The 16,915-nt window shown below is 35.0% G+C and carries 18 protein-coding genes; 6 read left to right on the top strand and 12 right to left on the bottom strand.

The window, feature by feature from the left end; genetic code table 11:
- The first annotated feature begins 204 nt into the window (after positions 1–204).
- Entirely contained in the window at positions 205–2,568 is a 2,364-nt protein-coding gene (locus tag M0D21_RS10700; protein ID WP_248329258.1) for a TonB-dependent receptor, read from the top strand.
- Positions 2,568–3,047 (top strand): thioredoxin family protein, encoded by a 480-nt coding sequence (locus M0D21_RS10695; RefSeq protein ID WP_248329256.1) that lies wholly within the window; start codon positions 2,568–2,570, stop codon positions 3,045–3,047. The genes M0D21_RS10700 and M0D21_RS10695 overlap by 1 nt, the downstream gene beginning before the upstream one ends.
- Positions 3,048–3,058: 11 nt before the next feature.
- Here the strand turns inward: M0D21_RS10695 and M0D21_RS10690 are convergent, their stop codons facing one another.
- The 3 genes from M0D21_RS10690 to M0D21_RS10680 form a co-directional block, all read right to left on the bottom strand.
- The gene (locus M0D21_RS10690) at positions 3,059–3,670 is read right to left on the bottom strand and encodes a fumarylacetoacetate hydrolase family protein (protein WP_248329254.1); all 612 of its coding nucleotides are present in this window, start codon (positions 3,668–3,670) and stop codon (positions 3,059–3,061) included.
- A 21-nt stretch (positions 3,671–3,691) separates the two neighbouring features.
- Positions 3,692–4,471 carry a 3'-5' exonuclease gene (locus M0D21_RS10685; RefSeq protein ID WP_248329252.1) on the bottom strand — a complete coding sequence of 260 codons (780 nt, stop codon included), beginning with the start codon at positions 4,469–4,471 and terminating at the stop codon, positions 3,692–3,694.
- Positions 4,472–4,552: 81 nt separating this feature from the next.
- Positions 4,553–5,239, bottom strand: coding sequence for a metal-dependent transcriptional regulator (locus tag M0D21_RS10680; RefSeq protein ID WP_248329250.1), 687 nt, complete (start codon positions 5,237–5,239; stop codon positions 4,553–4,555).
- A gap of 170 nt (positions 5,240–5,409) precedes the next feature.
- Between M0D21_RS10680 and M0D21_RS10675 the strand changes: the two genes are divergently transcribed.
- Genes M0D21_RS10675 through M0D21_RS10660 form a run of 4 tightly spaced genes read left to right on the top strand, consistent with a single transcriptional unit; the run spans position 5,410 to position 9,355 of the window.
- The gene (locus M0D21_RS10675; protein ID WP_248329248.1) at positions 5,410–6,327 is read left to right on the top strand and encodes a metal ABC transporter solute-binding protein, Zn/Mn family; all 918 of its coding nucleotides are present in this window, start codon (positions 5,410–5,412) and stop codon (positions 6,325–6,327) included.
- Entirely contained in the window at positions 6,327–7,064 is a 738-nt protein-coding gene (locus M0D21_RS10670; protein WP_248329246.1) for a metal ABC transporter ATP-binding protein, read from the top strand. Before M0D21_RS10675 ends, M0D21_RS10670 begins: the two co-directional genes overlap by 1 nt.
- Before the next feature lie 4 nt (positions 7,065–7,068).
- Positions 7,069–8,202 (top strand): metal ABC transporter permease, encoded by a 1,134-nt coding sequence (locus M0D21_RS10665; RefSeq protein ID WP_248329244.1) that lies wholly within the window; start codon positions 7,069–7,071, stop codon positions 8,200–8,202.
- Positions 8,195–9,355: a metal ABC transporter permease gene (locus M0D21_RS10660; RefSeq protein WP_248329243.1), complete on the top strand. Its 1,161-nt coding sequence runs from the start codon at positions 8,195–8,197 to the stop codon at positions 9,353–9,355. Before M0D21_RS10665 ends, M0D21_RS10660 begins: the two co-directional genes overlap by 8 nt.
- Before the next feature lie 25 nt (positions 9,356–9,380).
- Here the strand turns inward: M0D21_RS10660 and M0D21_RS10655 are convergent, their stop codons facing one another.
- The 9 genes from M0D21_RS10655 to M0D21_RS10615 all read right to left on the bottom strand — a co-directional run bounded on the left by M0D21_RS10655 (position 9,381) and on the right by M0D21_RS10615 (position 16,896).
- Entirely contained in the window at positions 9,381–10,925 is a 1,545-nt protein-coding gene (locus tag M0D21_RS10655) for an aminotransferase class V-fold PLP-dependent enzyme (protein WP_248329241.1), read from the bottom strand.
- Complete coding sequence (locus M0D21_RS10650; protein WP_248329239.1) at positions 10,892–11,563, bottom strand: DUF4395 domain-containing protein; 672 nt, start codon at positions 11,561–11,563, stop codon at positions 10,892–10,894. Before M0D21_RS10650 ends, M0D21_RS10655 begins: the two co-directional genes overlap by 34 nt.
- A 32-nt stretch (positions 11,564–11,595) precedes the next feature.
- Positions 11,596–12,273: a DUF4386 domain-containing protein gene (locus M0D21_RS10645; RefSeq protein WP_248329237.1), complete on the bottom strand. Its 678-nt coding sequence runs from the start codon at positions 12,271–12,273 to the stop codon at positions 11,596–11,598.
- A gap of 76 nt (positions 12,274–12,349) precedes the next feature.
- Positions 12,350–12,802, bottom strand: a complete 453-nt coding sequence (locus M0D21_RS10640) for a hypothetical protein (RefSeq protein ID WP_248329235.1) — start codon at positions 12,800–12,802, stop codon at positions 12,350–12,352.
- Between the two features lie 91 nt (positions 12,803–12,893).
- Positions 12,894–13,442, bottom strand: coding sequence for a GIN domain-containing protein (locus M0D21_RS10635; RefSeq protein WP_248329233.1), 549 nt, complete (start codon positions 13,440–13,442; stop codon positions 12,894–12,896).
- Entirely contained in the window at positions 13,426–13,806 is a 381-nt protein-coding gene (locus tag M0D21_RS10630) for a GntR family transcriptional regulator (RefSeq protein ID WP_248329231.1), read from the bottom strand. The genes M0D21_RS10635 and M0D21_RS10630 overlap by 17 nt, the downstream gene beginning before the upstream one ends.
- On the bottom strand, positions 13,806–14,564 hold the full coding sequence (locus M0D21_RS10625; RefSeq protein ID WP_248329229.1) for a hypothetical protein: 759 nt from the start codon (positions 14,562–14,564) through the stop codon (positions 13,806–13,808). The genes M0D21_RS10630 and M0D21_RS10625 overlap by 1 nt, the downstream gene beginning before the upstream one ends.
- Positions 14,548–15,399 (bottom strand): ABC transporter ATP-binding protein, encoded by an 852-nt coding sequence (locus M0D21_RS10620; protein ID WP_248329226.1) that lies wholly within the window; start codon positions 15,397–15,399, stop codon positions 14,548–14,550. The genes M0D21_RS10625 and M0D21_RS10620 overlap by 17 nt, the downstream gene beginning before the upstream one ends.
- A 153-nt stretch (positions 15,400–15,552) precedes the next feature.
- On the bottom strand, positions 15,553–16,896 hold the full coding sequence (locus tag M0D21_RS10615) for a dihydrolipoamide acetyltransferase family protein (protein ID WP_248329224.1): 1,344 nt from the start codon (positions 16,894–16,896) through the stop codon (positions 15,553–15,555).
- Positions 16,897–16,915: the final 19 nt, after the last annotated feature.

Raw genomic sequence — 16,915 nt, 5'->3', positions numbered from 1 at the left:
TAAAATATTTATTGATTATTCTGTAATCAAAGTGCATTTATATCAAAAAAATATCAATCTACTGTATCCTAGTAATGCTTAAATAGCAAAAGAAAAACAGGCTAATTAAACAAAACTAAAATCTATTTAATAGTTGTTAAAAAAATTTGTTAGTCTAGCCTAACTTTATAAATTTGCCAAAACTAATAAAAATAACAATTAAACATGAAGACACTGTTATTCCTTTTTTCCTTTTTCCAAATCACTATGATATTAGGACAAAACGGGACATTAAAAGGAAATATACGTACAGAGGAAGCAAATCTACCATACGCAAATATTAAACTATACAATTCCTCTTTTAACACCTATATCTCGGCAGATGAAAACGGTGCCTTCGAAATTAAAAGTATTCCTTTCGGGAATTACCAAATATCTATCAATTCGGCAGGTTATCAACCCTTCGAGGACGCTGTTTACATCGATAGCCCAACCACAACAAAAACATTTACCCTAAAAGAAGATCGATTAAATTTGGACCAGGTGGTAATAAGCGCGACAAGAAATAGAGTAAATCGCAAAAAAGCTCCTGTAGTTGTCAATGTTCTTAGCCCAAAGTTATTAGGAGCTACTCAATCTATTTCAATTTCTGAAGGACTTAACTACTCTCCCGGGGTAAGAGTTGAAAACAATTGTCAAAACTGTGGATTTACTCAGGTAAGACTCAACGGCCTGGATGGAAGCTACACTCAAGTTCTAATAAACAGCCGAGCTGTATTTAGTGCTCTAAATAGTGTATACGGACTAGAACAAATACCTACCAATATTGTAGAACGTATAGAAGTAGTGAGAAGTGGGGGCTCTGCACTGTATGGATCTAATGCTATAGCAGGAACCATCAACATCATAACCAAAGACCCTGTACTAAATACTTGGGAAATCGGAACCTACTTTGGACTGATAGATGGAGACACTCCAGACCGCACTCTAAATTTTAACGCCTCTCTGGTAAGCGATGATTTAATGTCGGGAATTACGGTATTCGGACTTAGCCGAGACAGAGAAGAATTTGATGCTAATAACGATGGTTTTACAGAATTAACAACCCTTGAAAACACTACTTTTGGTTTAAAAACCTTCTTAAAACCAAATGACAGAAGTAAAATTTCTCTTGACCTAACTACTATAAAAGAATATCGTCGAGGAGGAGATCGTTTAAATCTTGCACCCCATTTTACCGACATCACAGAAGAACTAGACCATAATACCTTTTTAGGAGGGATCACATACGAAGTAGAAAACAAAAAGGGTACTAATAATTTATCAGTATACACCTCGGGACAATATACAGATAGAGATAGTTATTATGGAGGTTTGGGAGGTTCTCGTACCCGACAAGACAGTATACTTGCATTAAATTCATATGGGGTGACCAAAGATTTAGCATTGCTTACAGGAGTTCAATTCACTCATAACCTTAAGAACAATGATATTATCACCATAGGAGCAGAATATAACATTAGTGACACAGAAGATATTATTGCCGGATACAATCGTCTTATTGACCAACAAGTACATACCGTAGGCTCTTATGTACAATACGAATGGAAACCAAATGATAATTTTACAGCACTTGTTGGAACTCGACTAGATCATGTAAATGTAGATGGCGATTACAATATTGGAGGTATCTCAAGAAATGCATCCATTACCCAAACAGTGCTCAGCCCAAGAATTACACTATCGTATAATCTTTTCAAAAGCCTAAAATTACGAGGTGGTTTTGCTAGAGGTTTTAGAGCACCGCAAGCTTTTAATGAAGATTTACATATTTCATCGGTTGGTGGAGAACCTCAATTTGTGATTTTATCAGAAAATCTTGATACCGAGTTTTCTAATGCATACACAGCTTCTTTAAACTATTCAAAAAATATACGTAAAATGCAGACGGATTTTCTTTTAGAAGGGTTCTACACCGATCTTGAAGATCCATTTACGTTAGTAAGCACAGGAGCTGTTCTTGAAAACGGATCCATTCTAGAAGAAGTGCGAAATGGATCAGGAGCCAAAGTATTTGGAACCAATTTTGAGATAGGAATCTCCCCTTCAAAAGAATGGCAATTTCAGTTGGGAGGAACCATACAAAAAGCTAGCTATGATGAAGACCAAGTACTTTTTGAAAGTGATGACTCCAATACTAACGAAACAGATGTTGTAGTAGATGAGTTTGTGAGAAACCCTAACACCTATGGATATCTAAATGCATCTTGGATACCTGGAGAACATTTTAATATGGATCTTACAGGAACTTATACCGGAAATATGACAGTGCCCAGAGTGGTAAGTGAAACCGGATTTTTAAATCTTATAGATACAAATCCGTTTTTCGATTTGAATTTGAAATTAGAATACCATACCGATATTTCAGAGAACTTTCAGATTACATTTAGCGGAGGTGTTAAAAACATATTCGATAGTTATCAGGATGATTTCGATATCGGACCACTTCGGGATTCTGATTATATTTATGGTCCAGGTAGCCCAAGAACCTTTTTTATAGGAATAAAACTTGGTAAATTGCATAAGTGATGAGATACATTAAAATCATACTATTCATTCTTATTGTTACATCTAAAGCTTATTCACAACAAAAAGAAAAAGTAAGATGGATTACTTTTGAGCAGTTAGATGACTCCCTATCTATTAAGCCCAAGAAAGTACTGATTAGCTTTTATGCAGATTGGTGTGCGTACTGCAAAAAAATGGATCGTGCTGTCTTCACAAAACCCAATATAGCGAAGAAAATCAATGAAGATTATTATGCAGTTAAAATGAATGCAGAGAGCACAGATACCATTCACTTTGATGGTACTGTGTTCACCAATAGAAATTATTTAGAAAACCGGAATGCTATACATGAAATCCCAATATTACTAGCTTCGCGAGAAAAACAGCCTTTTTCTTTACCCGCGACTATTTTTTTGGATGAACAATTCCATATCAGAAAACGTTATTTTGAATATATGAGTCCCAAAAGACTATTATCAGTTCTGGAACAGTTAGATTAAAGCTCCCTGCCCTACTTCACTTTAATGGAGAACATTTTTTGTCCCTCGATAAAACCGGTCAAAACATCATTTGTTTTTACTTGCCCTACTCCAGCAGGAGTACCCGTGAAAATAATATCACCGATCTTCAAGGTAAAAAACTGTGAAACATATTCGATAAGTTCATCAATTTTCCAGAGCATCAGTTTTGTGTTTCCTTGCTGAACAATTTCTTCATTTTTCTCAAGTCGAAAATTAATATCGTTCACATCTAAAAATTCTTCTTTAGATACCCATTTACCTAATACTGCTGCTCCATCAAAAGCTTTTGCTTTTTCCCAAGGCAAGCCTTTTTCCTTAAGCTGACTTTGTAGATCTCTTGCCGTAAAATCTATTCCCAGACCAATTTCATCATAATATTTATGAGCAAATTTTCTATCTATATATTTACCCAATTTTTTAATTTTTACCAGAACCTCTACCTCGTGGTGTATATTATTAGAAAAATCTGGGATAAAAAACGGTTGTTTTTTTAGTAAAATAGAAGTGTCAGGTTTCAAAAAAACCACTGGATCAACGGGTTTTTCATTTTCTAATTCTTCTATATGATCCGTATAATTGCGTCCAATGCAAATAAGCTTCATAATTGAAAAAATAAAAGAATACTATAAGTTCAGGCTATTGTTTAATTTGCGAAGTCGAACCGCAGTAAGCACTTTTTTGGTATACAATGGAAAGTCGGCATTTTGAATCCATCCAAAATACCCAGGTTCTTCTTCCATGACTTTTTCAACTAGTTTTCCCTTATGCTTACCAAATGAAAACACTTCTTTTCCATTTTCGTCATAAGCGATAAAACCAGCAAAATCTGCAAATTGTTTTCTAGAACTAAATTCTGACAAAAACTTAGTGTCATTTTCTAACTCTGGGTATTTGTCGAGTTGTGCCTTTAACACTTCGTAAGTAGCCATAGTATCTGCCTCTGCAGAATGAGCATCTTCTAGATTTTTGTCACAATAAAATTTATATGCAGCAGAAAGTGTTCTCTTTTCCATTTTATGGTAAATGGTTTGCACATCAACGGCAACAGTATTTTTCATATCAAAGTCAAGGCCTGCTCTCAATAATTCTTCTGCCAATAATGGAATATCGAATCGATTAGAGTTAAACCCTCCAAGATCACACCCTTTAATCATCTCACTCACCAAGTTTGCAATTTGTTTGAATGTAGGTTCATTTGCAACTTTAGCATCATCGATACCATGAACGGCAGTTGTTTCGGGAGGAATTGGCATTTCAGGGTTCACTAACCAAGTTTTACTTTCCTGGGTTCCGTTTGGAAATATTTTGAGAATAGAAATTTCTACAATGCGATCTTTAGAAATATTGACACCGGTAGTTTCAAGATCAAAAAAACATATCGGTTTTTTCAAATTCAGCTCCATAAATTATTTGTGTGATTACCAAAGATAACTTCAATTCTTTAACATTCTTATAGACGATGACTATTTTAACACTTACAAAAACTATATAAGCTTCTCTACAAATACATTATCTGCAAATTTTCTTGTCACCGTTTCAATAGTGTCATTAAATGCAATTCGAATTGACTTATCAAATTCGCGTACCTCGAGTATCTTAATTTCACTACTCAAGGCCAATCCTATTTCTGAGACAAATCTCAAAAAATTAACCGAACCATCGTTTACAGATATTAGTTTACAGACATCGCCTTCTTCCAAAGAAGATAAGGTAATTTTAGGAACCACTTTATACTCCCCTTTTGAATTTGGGATGAGTTCTCCATGTGGATCCTTTTCAGGAAAATCCATAAACCTATCCAACTCATCAATTAACTTATAGGATTTTATATGTTCTAGTTGTTCTGCGACATCATGTACTTCGTCCCAACTAAAATTCAAATAATTATATAAAAACGTCTCCCAAAGTCTATGCTTTCTAATTAGCTTAACAGCTATGGCACGTCCCTCTTCGGTTAGCTCTAACTTTCCATATTTTTCACTTACTACATAATCCTTTGTTTTTAGCTTCTTGATCATATTATTTGTAGAAGCCGGAGAGACCTTTAGATATTCGGCTAGTTGGTTATTACCGACTTTTACCGAATTATCCTCTACCAATAACTGAAAAAGAGCTTTTAAATAGTCCTCTTCGCTTTTTGTTAAATTATTCGAATTTGATTTGTTAGTCATGGCTAACTTTTTTAGTTTTGCTTCAATAATAAAACAAAAATACTAAACCTAATATAATTTCAAAGTATTAAACAACAACCTATGCAGTTTGAAAGTTAGATAAGTAATTGTTAGCATAAAAAATTAAGCCTCTAACTGTATAAAATTTTATTAGGACTAAAATTTATAAAATGATCAAAAGACTTGGGATACTTTTTTTAATCTCTATGACTCTTTTTTCCTGTAAAAAGGGAGTCAAAAAAGAAAACCAAAAACTAAATGTAGTAACTACCACTTCAATGATAACAGACCTGTTAAAAAATATTGGAGGAGATACTATCGAGGTAAATGGGTTAATGGGAAGCGGCGTAGATCCCCATTTATATAAGGCTAGCGAAGGAGATGTGAATAAACTGGTTAACGCAGATATTATATTTTATAACGGCTTACATCTGGAAGGAAAACTGGTAGAAGTATTTGAAAAAATGGAAAGCCAAGATATCAAAACCATTCCTGTTGGTGCATGTCTGGATAAAAGCACCCTTATAGGGTCTGATTATTTCGCTTCAAATTATGACCCCCATGTATGGTTTAGTGTTAATAATTGGAAGATAATTACCGAATATGTTATAAAACAATTATCTGTTGCTGATCCTAAAAACTCTGTAGTTTTTGAAACAAATGGAAAAAACTATCTTTCGAAATTAGAAGCATTAGAAACACAGTTAGAAAGAACCATCGCTACGCTTCCTAAAGAAAAAAGAATTTTGGTTACGGCACATGATGCGTTCAGTTATTTTGGAAAAGCATATAACTTTGAAGTAGTTGGTTTACAAGGGCTTTCAACAGCAACAGAAGCTGGTGTTCAAGATGTCCAAAAACTTGCCAATTTTATTATAGAGAAAAAAGTGAAGGCCATTTTTGTAGAAAGTTCGGTTCCTAAACGCACCATTGAAGCCTTGCAAGCAGCAGTAGCTTCTAAAAACCATCAGGTAACTATTGGAGGCACCTTATTTTCTGACGCGTTGGGAAACCCTGGAACTAATGAAGGAACGTATATCGGAATGTTTGACTATAATGTAAATACGATTATAAATGCATTGAAGTAATGGAAGAAAAAATTGCTGTTCAAATAGATGATTTAACGGTTGCCTACAATTACAAGCCGGTACTATGGGATATCGACTTAGCTATTCCCGAAGGGGTGCTTATGGCAATTGTAGGACCAAATGGAGCAGGAAAATCAACTTTGATCAAATCAATTTTAGATATTATAAAACCCATTGCCGGAAGCACTAAAATCTATGGAAAATCTTACAAGAAACAGCGTTCACTAGTAGCTTATGTCCCTCAAAAAGGGAGTGTAGACTGGGATTTCCCTACCACAGCATTAGATGTGGTCATGATGGGAACCTACGGCAGCCTAGGGTGGATTAAAAGACCAGGTCAAAAAGAAAAAAAAGCTGCGCTTGAAGCACTGGAGAAAGTTGGAATGTTATCATTTAAGCATAGACAGATTAGTCAATTGTCTGGAGGACAACAACAACGTATATTCCTAGCTAGAGCATTGGTCCAAAATGCATCAATTTATTTTATGGACGAACCTTTTCAAGGGGTAGATGCTACTACTGAAAAAGCTATTATTAATATCTTGAAGGAGCTTAGAAAGGCTGGAAAGACTGTTATAGTGGTTCATCATGATCTACAAACAGTACCCGAATATTTTGATTGGGTAACTTTTCTAAATGTAAAAAAGATTGCCACAGGACCGGTGAAAGACATTTTTAACGATGATAACCTCACCAAAACTTACGGAATTAATTATAAAGTAAGTATAAAACAATAATACTATGGATCTTCAAGAATACATAGAACTTGTTTTTACCGATTATACGTTGCGAACGATAACATTGGGCACGGCTATTCTTGGTGCAATTTGTGGAATGCTAGGAAGTTTTGCCGTACTACGTAAACAAAGCCTGTTAGGTGACGCTATTTCACATGCGGCACTACCAGGTATCGCCATTGCCTTTTTAGTTCTTGGTACCAAAAATAGTGCTGCGTTTCTACTAGGTGCACTTGTAAGTGGTTTAATTGGTACATTCTGGATTCGTGGTATAACGCGTAAAACACATCTTAAATCAGATACTGCCCTTGGCCTTATTTTATCATTGTTCTTTGGGTTTGGAATGTTACTATTAACCTACATTCAAAAGCAACCAAATGCTAATCAAGCGGGCTTAGAAAGCTACCTTTTTGGACAAGCAGCAACACTTCTCGAAAGCGATGTATGGTTAATGATTATAGTAACCGGAATAAGTTTGGTTATTCTTTTATTGTTTTGGAAAGAATTAAAACTATTACTCTTTGATCCAGAGTATACAAAAACCTTAGGTTTCAATACTAAATTCTTAGACATTTTAATTACTACCTTTATTGTAGTAGCTATTGTACTGGGGTTACAAACAGTTGGAGTTGTATTAATGAGTGCCATGTTATTAGCACCGGCTGCTGCAGCAAGACAGTGGACAAATAACCTTGCTATAATGGTTATTTTAGCTGCTATTTTTGGAGCATCTTCTGGTGTTCTGGGTACTGCCATAAGTGCAAGCCATAACAACCTATCGACGGGACCTGTAATTGTATTGGTAGCCGGAGCATTTGTCTTAATTTCATTTGTGTTTTCACCAGGTAGAGGCTTACTATTCAGAGAAATTCGTTTTAGAAAAAACCGAAACGATCTTCAACTGCATAAGACACTTTCTTTTATGTATGATATTGCGAGTACACATGAAGATATTTCTCATCCACATGCTATAAAAATTCTTAACAATTTTCAAGGTTTTACTCGAAAATCACTTCAAAAACTTGAAGATAAAAATTACATAAAAGTTCATGGAAATATGTGGTCAATGACCGCCTCTGGATTTCATACCGCAGCCAACCTATACAACCAACTTGTTAAAGCAGAGGAAGATGAGTAGTGCACAAATTGAAATACAATTAATTGCAAGTTTGGTGGCTATGGCCTGCGCCATACCCGGAACTTTTCTGGTTTTGCGTAAAATGGCTTTAATCACCGATGCCATAAGTCACTCTATATTACCCGGCATCGTGATTGGTTTTTTTGTTACACAAGATTTATCCTCTCCCCTTTTAATTATTCTAGCAGCAGCTAGTGGGGTCTTAACAGTAGTCTTGGTAGAGTTTATTCAAAAAACAGGCTTAGTAAAAGAAGATACCGCTATAGGATTGGTATTCCCGGTACTCTTTAGCATTGGAATATTGTTAATTGCAAAAAACGCCAACGACGTGCATCTAGATGTAGACGCTGTTTTACTTGGAGAACTTGCTTTTGCACCTTTTGACAGACTCAACATAGGAGAATTTGATTTAGGCCCAAAATCCTTATGGATTATCGGAACAATATTATTAATTACCTTAGGGCTACTTCTTGCATTTTTTAAGGAATTAAAAGTAAGTACGTTTGATGCTGGTTTAGCCTCTGCGCTTGGTCTTTCTCCAGTTGTAATTCATTACGGGTTAATGACAGTTTCATCTATAACTACTGTTGGAGCTTTTGATGCCGTTGGAGCCATTTTGGTAATTGCCCTTATGATTGCTCCTGCAGCAACCGCTTATTTGCTCACCAACGATCTCAAGAAAATGCTCTTACTTGCTGTTATTTTTGGCGTAGGAAGTGCAATTACCGGATATTGGGTAGCACATGGTTTAGACGCTTCTATATCTGGTTCTATGACCACCGTTTTAGGCGTGGTATTTTTGATGGTTTACCTATTCGCCCCCAATAAAGGGCTACTTTCTGTACTGTATCGTCAAAAACAACAACGTATAGAAGTTTCATTACTTACTTTTCTATTACATCTCGGAAATCATAAAGAAAAAGAAGAAAGACATGTAAAACATTTAAATGAACATATTAACTGGCAAAAAGTACAATCGAAATCAGTTTTAGAATTGGCGCTAAAAAATAATATGATCACTATAGATAATGAAATTGTCTCATTAACCCAAAAAGGCAAAAAATTCACCAAAGAAGCTATAGATTATATTGTGACCAATAAAAACTCAGAAATTGAAAACATGAAAGATAGATTCTTTTTGTTCAGAGGTTAGCCATGTATCTATACCAATTCTTATTTTACCATAGACGATAGGACTCAGCATTTTTAACAAATTTACCCGTAAGACTACTATCTATCTCCCATTTCATCTCTAATGCAGCCACTTCATTTTGATGTGCTATAACTCCTTTCATCAAATCTATATGATAATCTTTTTTCCACTCTTTATGATGCTGCGCTAATTGTTTTATAGCATTCAAAATAAATGCTACTTCCTCAGTCGTATGCGTAGGATGTATAGACATACGAATCCACCCTGGTTTATTTGTATAGTCCCCTTTATCAATCTGGTCAGTAATAACTCTAGATTTTTCCTGAGTTACATTAAGTAAAAAATGCCCATAGGTTCCTGCACAAGAACACCCTCCCCTTGTCTGTATTCCAAATCTATCATTCAATAATTTAACCCCAAGATTATAATGCAAATCTTCAATATAAAAGGAAATTACACCCAACCTATCCTTATGTTGTTCTCCTAAAACATATAAATTTGGAATAGCATTCAGGGTTTCCCATATCATTTCCAAAATATCTATTTCCCTCTTTTGAATATGACTTACATTCATCTCTTCCTTGAGACGCATACACATAGCCAACTTAATTGTTTGGAGAAATGCAGGAGTGCCCCCATCTTCTCTTTCTTCAATATTCTGTAGGTATTTATGCCCTCCCCAAGGGTTTGTCCAGGATACCGTGCCTCCTCCAGAAACATCAGGCACCAAATTATTATATAATTTATGATTAAAAACTAATACACCTGTAGTACCAGGACCTCCCAAAAACTTGTGACCTGAAAAATAAATTGCATCAAAGTATCTTCCGTTACTATCATCGGGATGCATATCAATTCTAATATACGGTGCTGCACAAGCGAAGTCTACAAAACATAAACCATTATATTTATGAATTAATTCTGCTATTTCAAGATATGGAGTTATTATCCCAGTAACATTGGAACAAGCTGTTATCGCAACAATTTTTGTTTTACGATGAATATATAGGCGTATTACTTCTTCAAATTTATCAACCGATACCAAACCAGTGTCATCGGGAGGCACAATGATCACATCTGCAATAGTTTCTAACCAAGAAGTTTGATTAGAATGGTGTTCCATATGAGAAATAAAAATCACAGGGCGATCCTCTTCTGATAATTTAATTTGATTTTTAAACCGTTCTGGGATGCGCAACCCCAAAATACGCTGAAACTTATTGATTACTCCAGTCATACCAGAATTTGAAGAAATAAGTACATCTTTAGTCCCCGCATTCACACAATCCTTAACAATCTGTTGTGCCTTATGATAGGCATAAGTCATTGCAGATCCAGTATAATTGGTATCAGTATGAGTATTGGCAACAAGCGGATAAAAGTCTTTCTGCATACGTTCTTCTATGGGGCCATACATCCTCCCACTGGCTGTCCAATCAGCATAAATGACCCTAATAGCATCATGATAAGGAGTTTTTATACTGTGGTATTGACCAATAATACCTTTGTGATATTTAGAAAAATAATGCTCCATAATTATTTTTCTGCTGTTCCCTGAATGATATCCCATAAGTCTCTAGGGTCTTCTGTATAAACATCTTGCAGAAGCATTACCATGATCACTATATAAAAAATGAACCCTAAAACAATCATAAGTTGTATTCGAGACGTTTTTTGTATGTTTTGCCTATCTTTTCTTTCACAAACCTCCCCTGGGCAATATTGTACCTTATCTTTATAAAAGATGCTATAAAACTTACAACCCAAACAAATACCAAAAGCTGTTTCCCAAAACAAAAATACCAGACATATTAAGCAAATAAGTGCCGTAACGGGTCCGTAGGAGTTGATCACATTAGAAAGTATGAATATAGTTGCAGATAGTATCAAACCAATTTTCCAAGCAAATTTCTTTTGAGGTGCTCCCACATATTCTGGCACTTGATTACGAACCATTAGCCTACCTAAAATAAGAAATGGGGAAAACTTAGGATTTATTAAAACCCTAATCATAATATCGGTAAGAAAAATAGTAACTGCATATTTGAGCATGGTAAAATCACCTGTAAAAACGACTATGAGTATCGAAATAAGCATAAGCAGAAATAAAACTCCAGCTGCTGCTCTTATTTCTCTTTCGTTTAAAACAGGAATAGTATATCCCTCTACGAATTCTCCAAATTGAATTGTTTTATTTATCGTTTGCATAATTTTGTTTTTTGATTGTTAATGATGAATTTTTATACGGTATCTGGAACTAGTTTCTTAAGAGTAAAACCTTTTATAATTAGCCAAAACGCAATTGCTATTTGCATTAACCCAACAGGAAGGTAAAGTGTCATTGATCCTGTACCATAAATAGACCAGAGCACATTACCCAACATGACCAAAGTTGCTGCACACCCCAGAATAGATAAAAGACCAGGGACAAGCTTTGTTTGGCAAAACCCATAATACAAGATCATCATAGATATTCCTCCAACGAGCATATCCATCATGTGTACCCAACCCCTCATATCAAGAATTAGATTACCAAAACCCTTTAGCAGTTTTGTATCTGAATCATGAGCTTGCACGTAATCGTTACTTACAGACAGAATAGAAAGTACAACAGTATTATCTACCAAGGTGATAGCAAAACCTATAATACTAAAACCTAGATACCAAAGTGCTAAAGAATTTTTGTAGATCGAGAAAAATGGTTTTAATAGCAGTGCAGCCCAAAAACCAAAACCACTTAATACCACTGCAAGTAATACCGCTGTAATTACTATATTGGACTGAGAAGAGGCTATCGCCAAGAAATCTTTATCGTAGATTACTGGGCCTAATAAATGAAAGTTTATTAAAACACCCAATACAAATTGAGTTAAAAAAAGGCAACCCAATACCCTTCCTATTTTAGGATTTAAATTCATAATATTCGTTTTTTGATTGATGATTTCCGGTTTGAACTACTGTATGTTCAAACCTCTGTATATGGATATAAGCCTATTACTTAACCCAAAAAAGTCGTTTTATATAATTCTCATAAGTATACTTCCAAGGAATTGCTATTACATCTAGTGGTACAGCAATCAAAAAAGGTGTTAAAAACCCCTCGACACCTTCATCTAATCTTCCAGATAGACTCAAAGGAAGATAAATACCTAGTAACCAAATAGATTTATAGCTTAATTGAAGTAATAATAAGGGCAACATCTTTAACGGGTATCGTATACCAAGCCCCATCAGCAATGCGTAGCCAGCCCAAAAACTATAAACTACTCCATCATAGGTGCCCCAGGTTTCACTTGGATTTATGATTTCTGACCACACATCATACCCTAGCGCTACAAAGGTTATAAGATACACAAATCGCATTGCGCAACTTTTAAATTTGGATATCTTTTTGGCAGTATGATACTGCTCATTTGGCATTATTGCCATGCTCTTTTCGAAGTTCATAACTGTTCGTTTTTTGATTAATGATTAAGATTGATTGATGATGATTTAACTACTTTCTGTTCGTTTCCATATTTCTTCAGTTGTAATTGATTTAATTTGTGAAATCTATATGATTAGAATTCCCTTTTATGTTGACTTTTGAATCTGAAACCGCCTTGCATTTTACCGACTTATAGGACAAATCGAGATATCCTTTACTCGCATTACTAAAATGCAATTCTATCTTATCTCCCAAAACTTGATGAACAGTTTCAAACATTGTTCCCGAACTCATATCAATTTCTATTAAACCTGGATTAGAAATAAATATCTTTACACTATCTTTTTTCCTAATTTCTGGTGTCTTATCAATAAAAAGAGTATCACCAACGACTCTAATTTTGACCTTAGAGATGTATGTTTCGGGTCCTTTAATTTTTATGGTAGTAATACTATCTTGAGTAAAATAAATTGTTGCATCCTGACTATTATATATTCTTTTAAAAGACGAAACGGTTCGTATCTCTTCTTTAAAATCAGATACCACTTTTCTTCTGTCTACCTTATCGATATAATCATGCATAATAGCTTGAAACGCCAAAAAGAAAAATGCTAAAACTGCAACGGCAATTATTAAAACTAAATTACTTTTTCTCATCATTTACATTTTTAACATACTCGTCATAAGAGTGTTTTACTTCTTCAAACTCTACATCTAAGAGCATCATTTCTTTAAATATATTAGGTAATTTTACACCCATAAATTCTTTTTTCTTAATCTCCAGAACAGTATCATATCCTTTTTCTGAGACGAAATACCCAATTCCTCTTTTGTTATAGATCACCTCTTGTTCTTGTAAATGGTTAAACGCTCGTATTGCTGTATTCGGATTTACTTCAACGGTAACAGCAACCTCTCGCACAGAAGGTATCCTCTCATTTTCCTGCCATTTCCTTATAAGAATATTCTCATAAAAGAAATCTACAATTTGCAGATAGATAGGCTTGCCATTATCAAAATCCATTATCGTATCTCCTTTTCTGTTATTCTAAAATAAGTTACCAAAAGCATCATAGGGCCAAATACGAGACTAAACAGAAACGCTCCTATTCCAGAGACATCTTTTGTTGCCAAATCGAATGCATCTGTAGAGAATGGGTCGGATGTAAATACATCGAAAGCCCCTCCCGTAAATGCAAAACATAGTATGAGATTGTATATAAAAACACAAAAAAACACCACTATTGCCGCTAATAAGGTTTTACCAATTCTATTTTTTGAAAACACCACAGCTCCGAGAAGAAATGCAGGTTGAACGAAAAAATAAAATTTGACCACCGTCCAAAACGTTTCAGAAAATATGGGTAAAAAGTGTATACCGGTACTAGGAGAAAAACTACAAAGTAAAATTGCTATTTGTCCAATTACAAATGCAAAAAATGTAAATACAATAATATAAATAACGTTGGACAATAACCATGCTGCTATTACTCTTTCTAATGCTGTAACTGGTAGTAAAAAATAAAAGTAACTTGACTTACCACTATGCATTTCTCTAAAAATCGCAAAAGTAAATAATAACCCTATTGATAAAAACAGTACTGAGAACACCCCTATAAACTCATTAGATTTTACCACATAATCTCCGCGAATACTTAATAGTGTAGCAACCAAAATAAGACCACCAGCCACCAACAAGGTGGTGATTATAGCTCCTCTAAGAAGAACTAAGTTCCTATACATAAGACTACTTACTCTTTTTATATTAAATGACTGTGCCATGCATCTTACCTTTTACCACGTTATTAATTCTCTCCGGATTACTCACTACCGCATTAAATAGTAACTCTAAATCTACCTCTGTTTCCTCCTGATCTAATCTTTCAAGGACGGCTCTGCTACCAAAAGAAGGTTCGGTATATATAATTTGATCCTGCCTATCCTGCTTCGCCCTACCAAACCAAAGCTTTTCAGAAATCGAAGAAAAAGGCTGATCGAATACAACTTTAGATTGCCCCAAAATCACAACATGATTAATAAGACTATGTAAATCTCTTACTTGATGCGTTGAAATCACAATACATTTACCTTCATCTACTGCAGAAGCCATTATTTTTCTAAACTGACTTTTGGAAGGTATATCTAAACCATTAGTTGGCTCATCCAATAACAACAAACTAGTGTTTGCAGAAACCCCAAAAGCAATAAGAACTTTTTTCTTTTGCCCAAAAGACAACGCAGAAAGGTTTTCTTGCGGCGAAAGCTTGAATTCCCGTATTAAATCATAGAATTGATCTTGAGAAAACTTAGGGTAAAAAGGAGCGTTTATTTTTTCAAACTTATGAATACTTAAACTAGGCAATTCAAAATCTTCGGGCACCATAAACACCTCTCGCATATCTTCTATTCTTCTTTTTGAGAGATCATTGTTAGACATTTGGCAATATCCTTTTTTCGGAAAAAGCAGACCCGCCATTAATTTTATAAGTGTACTTTTCCCTTCTCCATTTTCACCAAACAGCCCATAAATATTACCAGAACTGAAATCCAATGAAATATCATTAAGCACCACTCTGCTTTTAGGATAATGAAATTTTAAACCTCTTATTTGAATCATATCTAGTGTATTAGTTATCTAGTACACCTCAAAAATATAAAAGTTATTTAAATTGAACAAATATTTACAACATCTTTTAAATCAAACACTTTGTCCACAAAAAAACCTCGTAGTTGTACTACGAGGTTCTTACAATAGGTTTTAGTTTATTTTCTAGATCTCTCTATTCACATCAAACGCTTCTAAGTAATCTTTTACGCGCTGTACAAATTGTCCTCCTAACGCTCCGTTAACCACTCTATGATCATAAGAATGTGACAAAAACATTTTATATCGAATCCCGATAAAATCTCCTTCTGGAGTCTCAATTACAGCAGGAACTTTTCGAATAGCACCTAACGCTAAGATACCTACTTGAGGCTGGTTGATAATTGGTGTCCCCATTATACTACCAAAGGTTCCTACATTGGTAACTGTATATGTTCCATTTTGAATATCATCAGGCTTTAATTGATTATTACGAGCTCTATTAGCTAAATCATTAACAGCTTTGGTCATTCCAACCATATTTAATTGGTCTGCATTCTTTATAACGGGAACAATCAGGTTCCCGTCTGGTAATGCCGCAGCCATACCTAGGTTAATATTTTTCTTTTTAATTATTGTATCTCCTGAAACAGAAATATTCATCATCGGAAAATCTTTAAGCGCCTTTGCAACAGCTTCCATAAAGATTGGTGTAAAAGTAAGATTCTCTCCTTCGCGTTTCATAAAATCTCCTTTCACCTTTTTTCTCCAGTTCCAAATATTGGTTACATCTGCTTCAATAAAAGATTGTACATGCGCTGAAGTCTGTACCGAATCTACCATATGATGAGCAATAAGTTTACCCATCCTAGTCATTTCTATGATTTCATCTTCTCCAGAAGCCACCACAGGAGCAGGTTTTTGAGAAACCTCCTTTTTAGGAGCAGCCGGAGCTGCTTTTACCACTGCTTTAACTGGCTGTACAGGTGCAGATACTTTTCCGTTTTTACGATCTTCTACAAATTGGAGAATATCGTTTTTGGTAACCCGACCATCTTTTCCTGTACCTGTAAGTGCATCAAGTTCTTCTACTGAAATTCCCTCGGCAGAAGCTATGTTTTTCACTAACGGTGAATAAAACTTAGAACTCCCCGAAAAATCTACGGCAGCACCTTCAGCAACAGCCTCCACAACATCGGCTACTTGAGTCTCAAGTACCACAGCTTCTTTTGGAGCTTCCTCGTTTTTTATAACTGTTTCTGATGGACCAGAAACCTCTACTACATCTCCTTCGGTTTCAATAACAGCAATAGTTTGACCTACTTGTACCACATCATCAACTTCGAAAAGCTTTTCAACAAGCACTCCTTCTACCTCACTAGGTACCTCACTATCTACCTTATCTGTAGCAATTTCTACCACTGCATCATCTAGTTCAATAGTATCTCCAACTTCTTTTAACCAAGTTGTTATTGTTGCCTCTGCAACACTCTCACCCATTTTTGGAAGTTTAAGCTCAAATTTTGCCATATTCTTAATCCAAAGTGTT

The sequence above is a fragment of the Aquimarina acroporae genome, assembly GCF_023195925.1.
Taxonomy (GTDB): domain Bacteria; phylum Bacteroidota; class Bacteroidia; order Flavobacteriales; family Flavobacteriaceae; genus Aquimarina; species Aquimarina acroporae.
This window is presented reverse-complemented; position numbering and strand designations above follow the sequence as displayed.

Coding starts and splice junctions, on each gene's coding strand:
- M0D21_RS10700 (WP_248329258.1), top strand. CDS start 205: ATGAAGACACTGTTATTCCTTTTTTCCTTTTTCCAAATCACTATGATA.
- M0D21_RS10695 (WP_248329256.1), top strand. CDS start 2,568: ATGAGATACATTAAAATCATACTATTCATTCTTATTGTTACATCTAAA.
- M0D21_RS10690 (WP_248329254.1), bottom strand. CDS start 3,670: ATGAAGCTTATTTGCATTGGACGCAATTATACGGATCATATAGAAGAA.
- M0D21_RS10685 (WP_248329252.1), bottom strand. CDS start 4,471: ATGGAGCTGAATTTGAAAAAACCGATATGTTTTTTTGATCTTGAAACT.
- M0D21_RS10680 (WP_248329250.1), bottom strand. CDS start 5,239: ATGACTAACAAATCAAATTCGAATAATTTAACAAAAAGCGAAGAGGAC.
- M0D21_RS10675 (WP_248329248.1), top strand. CDS start 5,410: ATGATCAAAAGACTTGGGATACTTTTTTTAATCTCTATGACTCTTTTT.
- M0D21_RS10670 (WP_248329246.1), top strand. CDS start 6,327: ATGGAAGAAAAAATTGCTGTTCAAATAGATGATTTAACGGTTGCCTAC.
- M0D21_RS10665 (WP_248329244.1), top strand. CDS start 7,069: ATGGATCTTCAAGAATACATAGAACTTGTTTTTACCGATTATACGTTG.
- M0D21_RS10660 (WP_248329243.1), top strand. CDS start 8,195: ATGAGTAGTGCACAAATTGAAATACAATTAATTGCAAGTTTGGTGGCT.
- M0D21_RS10655 (WP_248329241.1), bottom strand. CDS start 10,925: ATGGGATATCATTCAGGGAACAGCAGAAAAATAATTATGGAGCATTAT.
- M0D21_RS10650 (WP_248329239.1), bottom strand. CDS start 11,563: ATGCAAACGATAAATAAAACAATTCAATTTGGAGAATTCGTAGAGGGA.
- M0D21_RS10645 (WP_248329237.1), bottom strand. CDS start 12,273: ATGAATTTAAATCCTAAAATAGGAAGGGTATTGGGTTGCCTTTTTTTA.
- M0D21_RS10640 (WP_248329235.1), bottom strand. CDS start 12,802: ATGAACTTCGAAAAGAGCATGGCAATAATGCCAAATGAGCAGTATCAT.
- M0D21_RS10635 (WP_248329233.1), bottom strand. CDS start 13,442: ATGATGAGAAAAAGTAATTTAGTTTTAATAATTGCCGTTGCAGTTTTA.
- M0D21_RS10630 (WP_248329231.1), bottom strand. CDS start 13,806: ATGGATTTTGATAATGGCAAGCCTATCTATCTGCAAATTGTAGATTTC.
- M0D21_RS10625 (WP_248329229.1), bottom strand. CDS start 14,564: ATGGCACAGTCATTTAATATAAAAAGAGTAAGTAGTCTTATGTATAGG.
- M0D21_RS10620 (WP_248329226.1), bottom strand. CDS start 15,399: ATGATTCAAATAAGAGGTTTAAAATTTCATTATCCTAAAAGCAGAGTG.
- M0D21_RS10615 (WP_248329224.1), bottom strand. CDS start 16,896: ATGGCAAAATTTGAGCTTAAACTTCCAAAAATGGGTGAGAGTGTTGCA.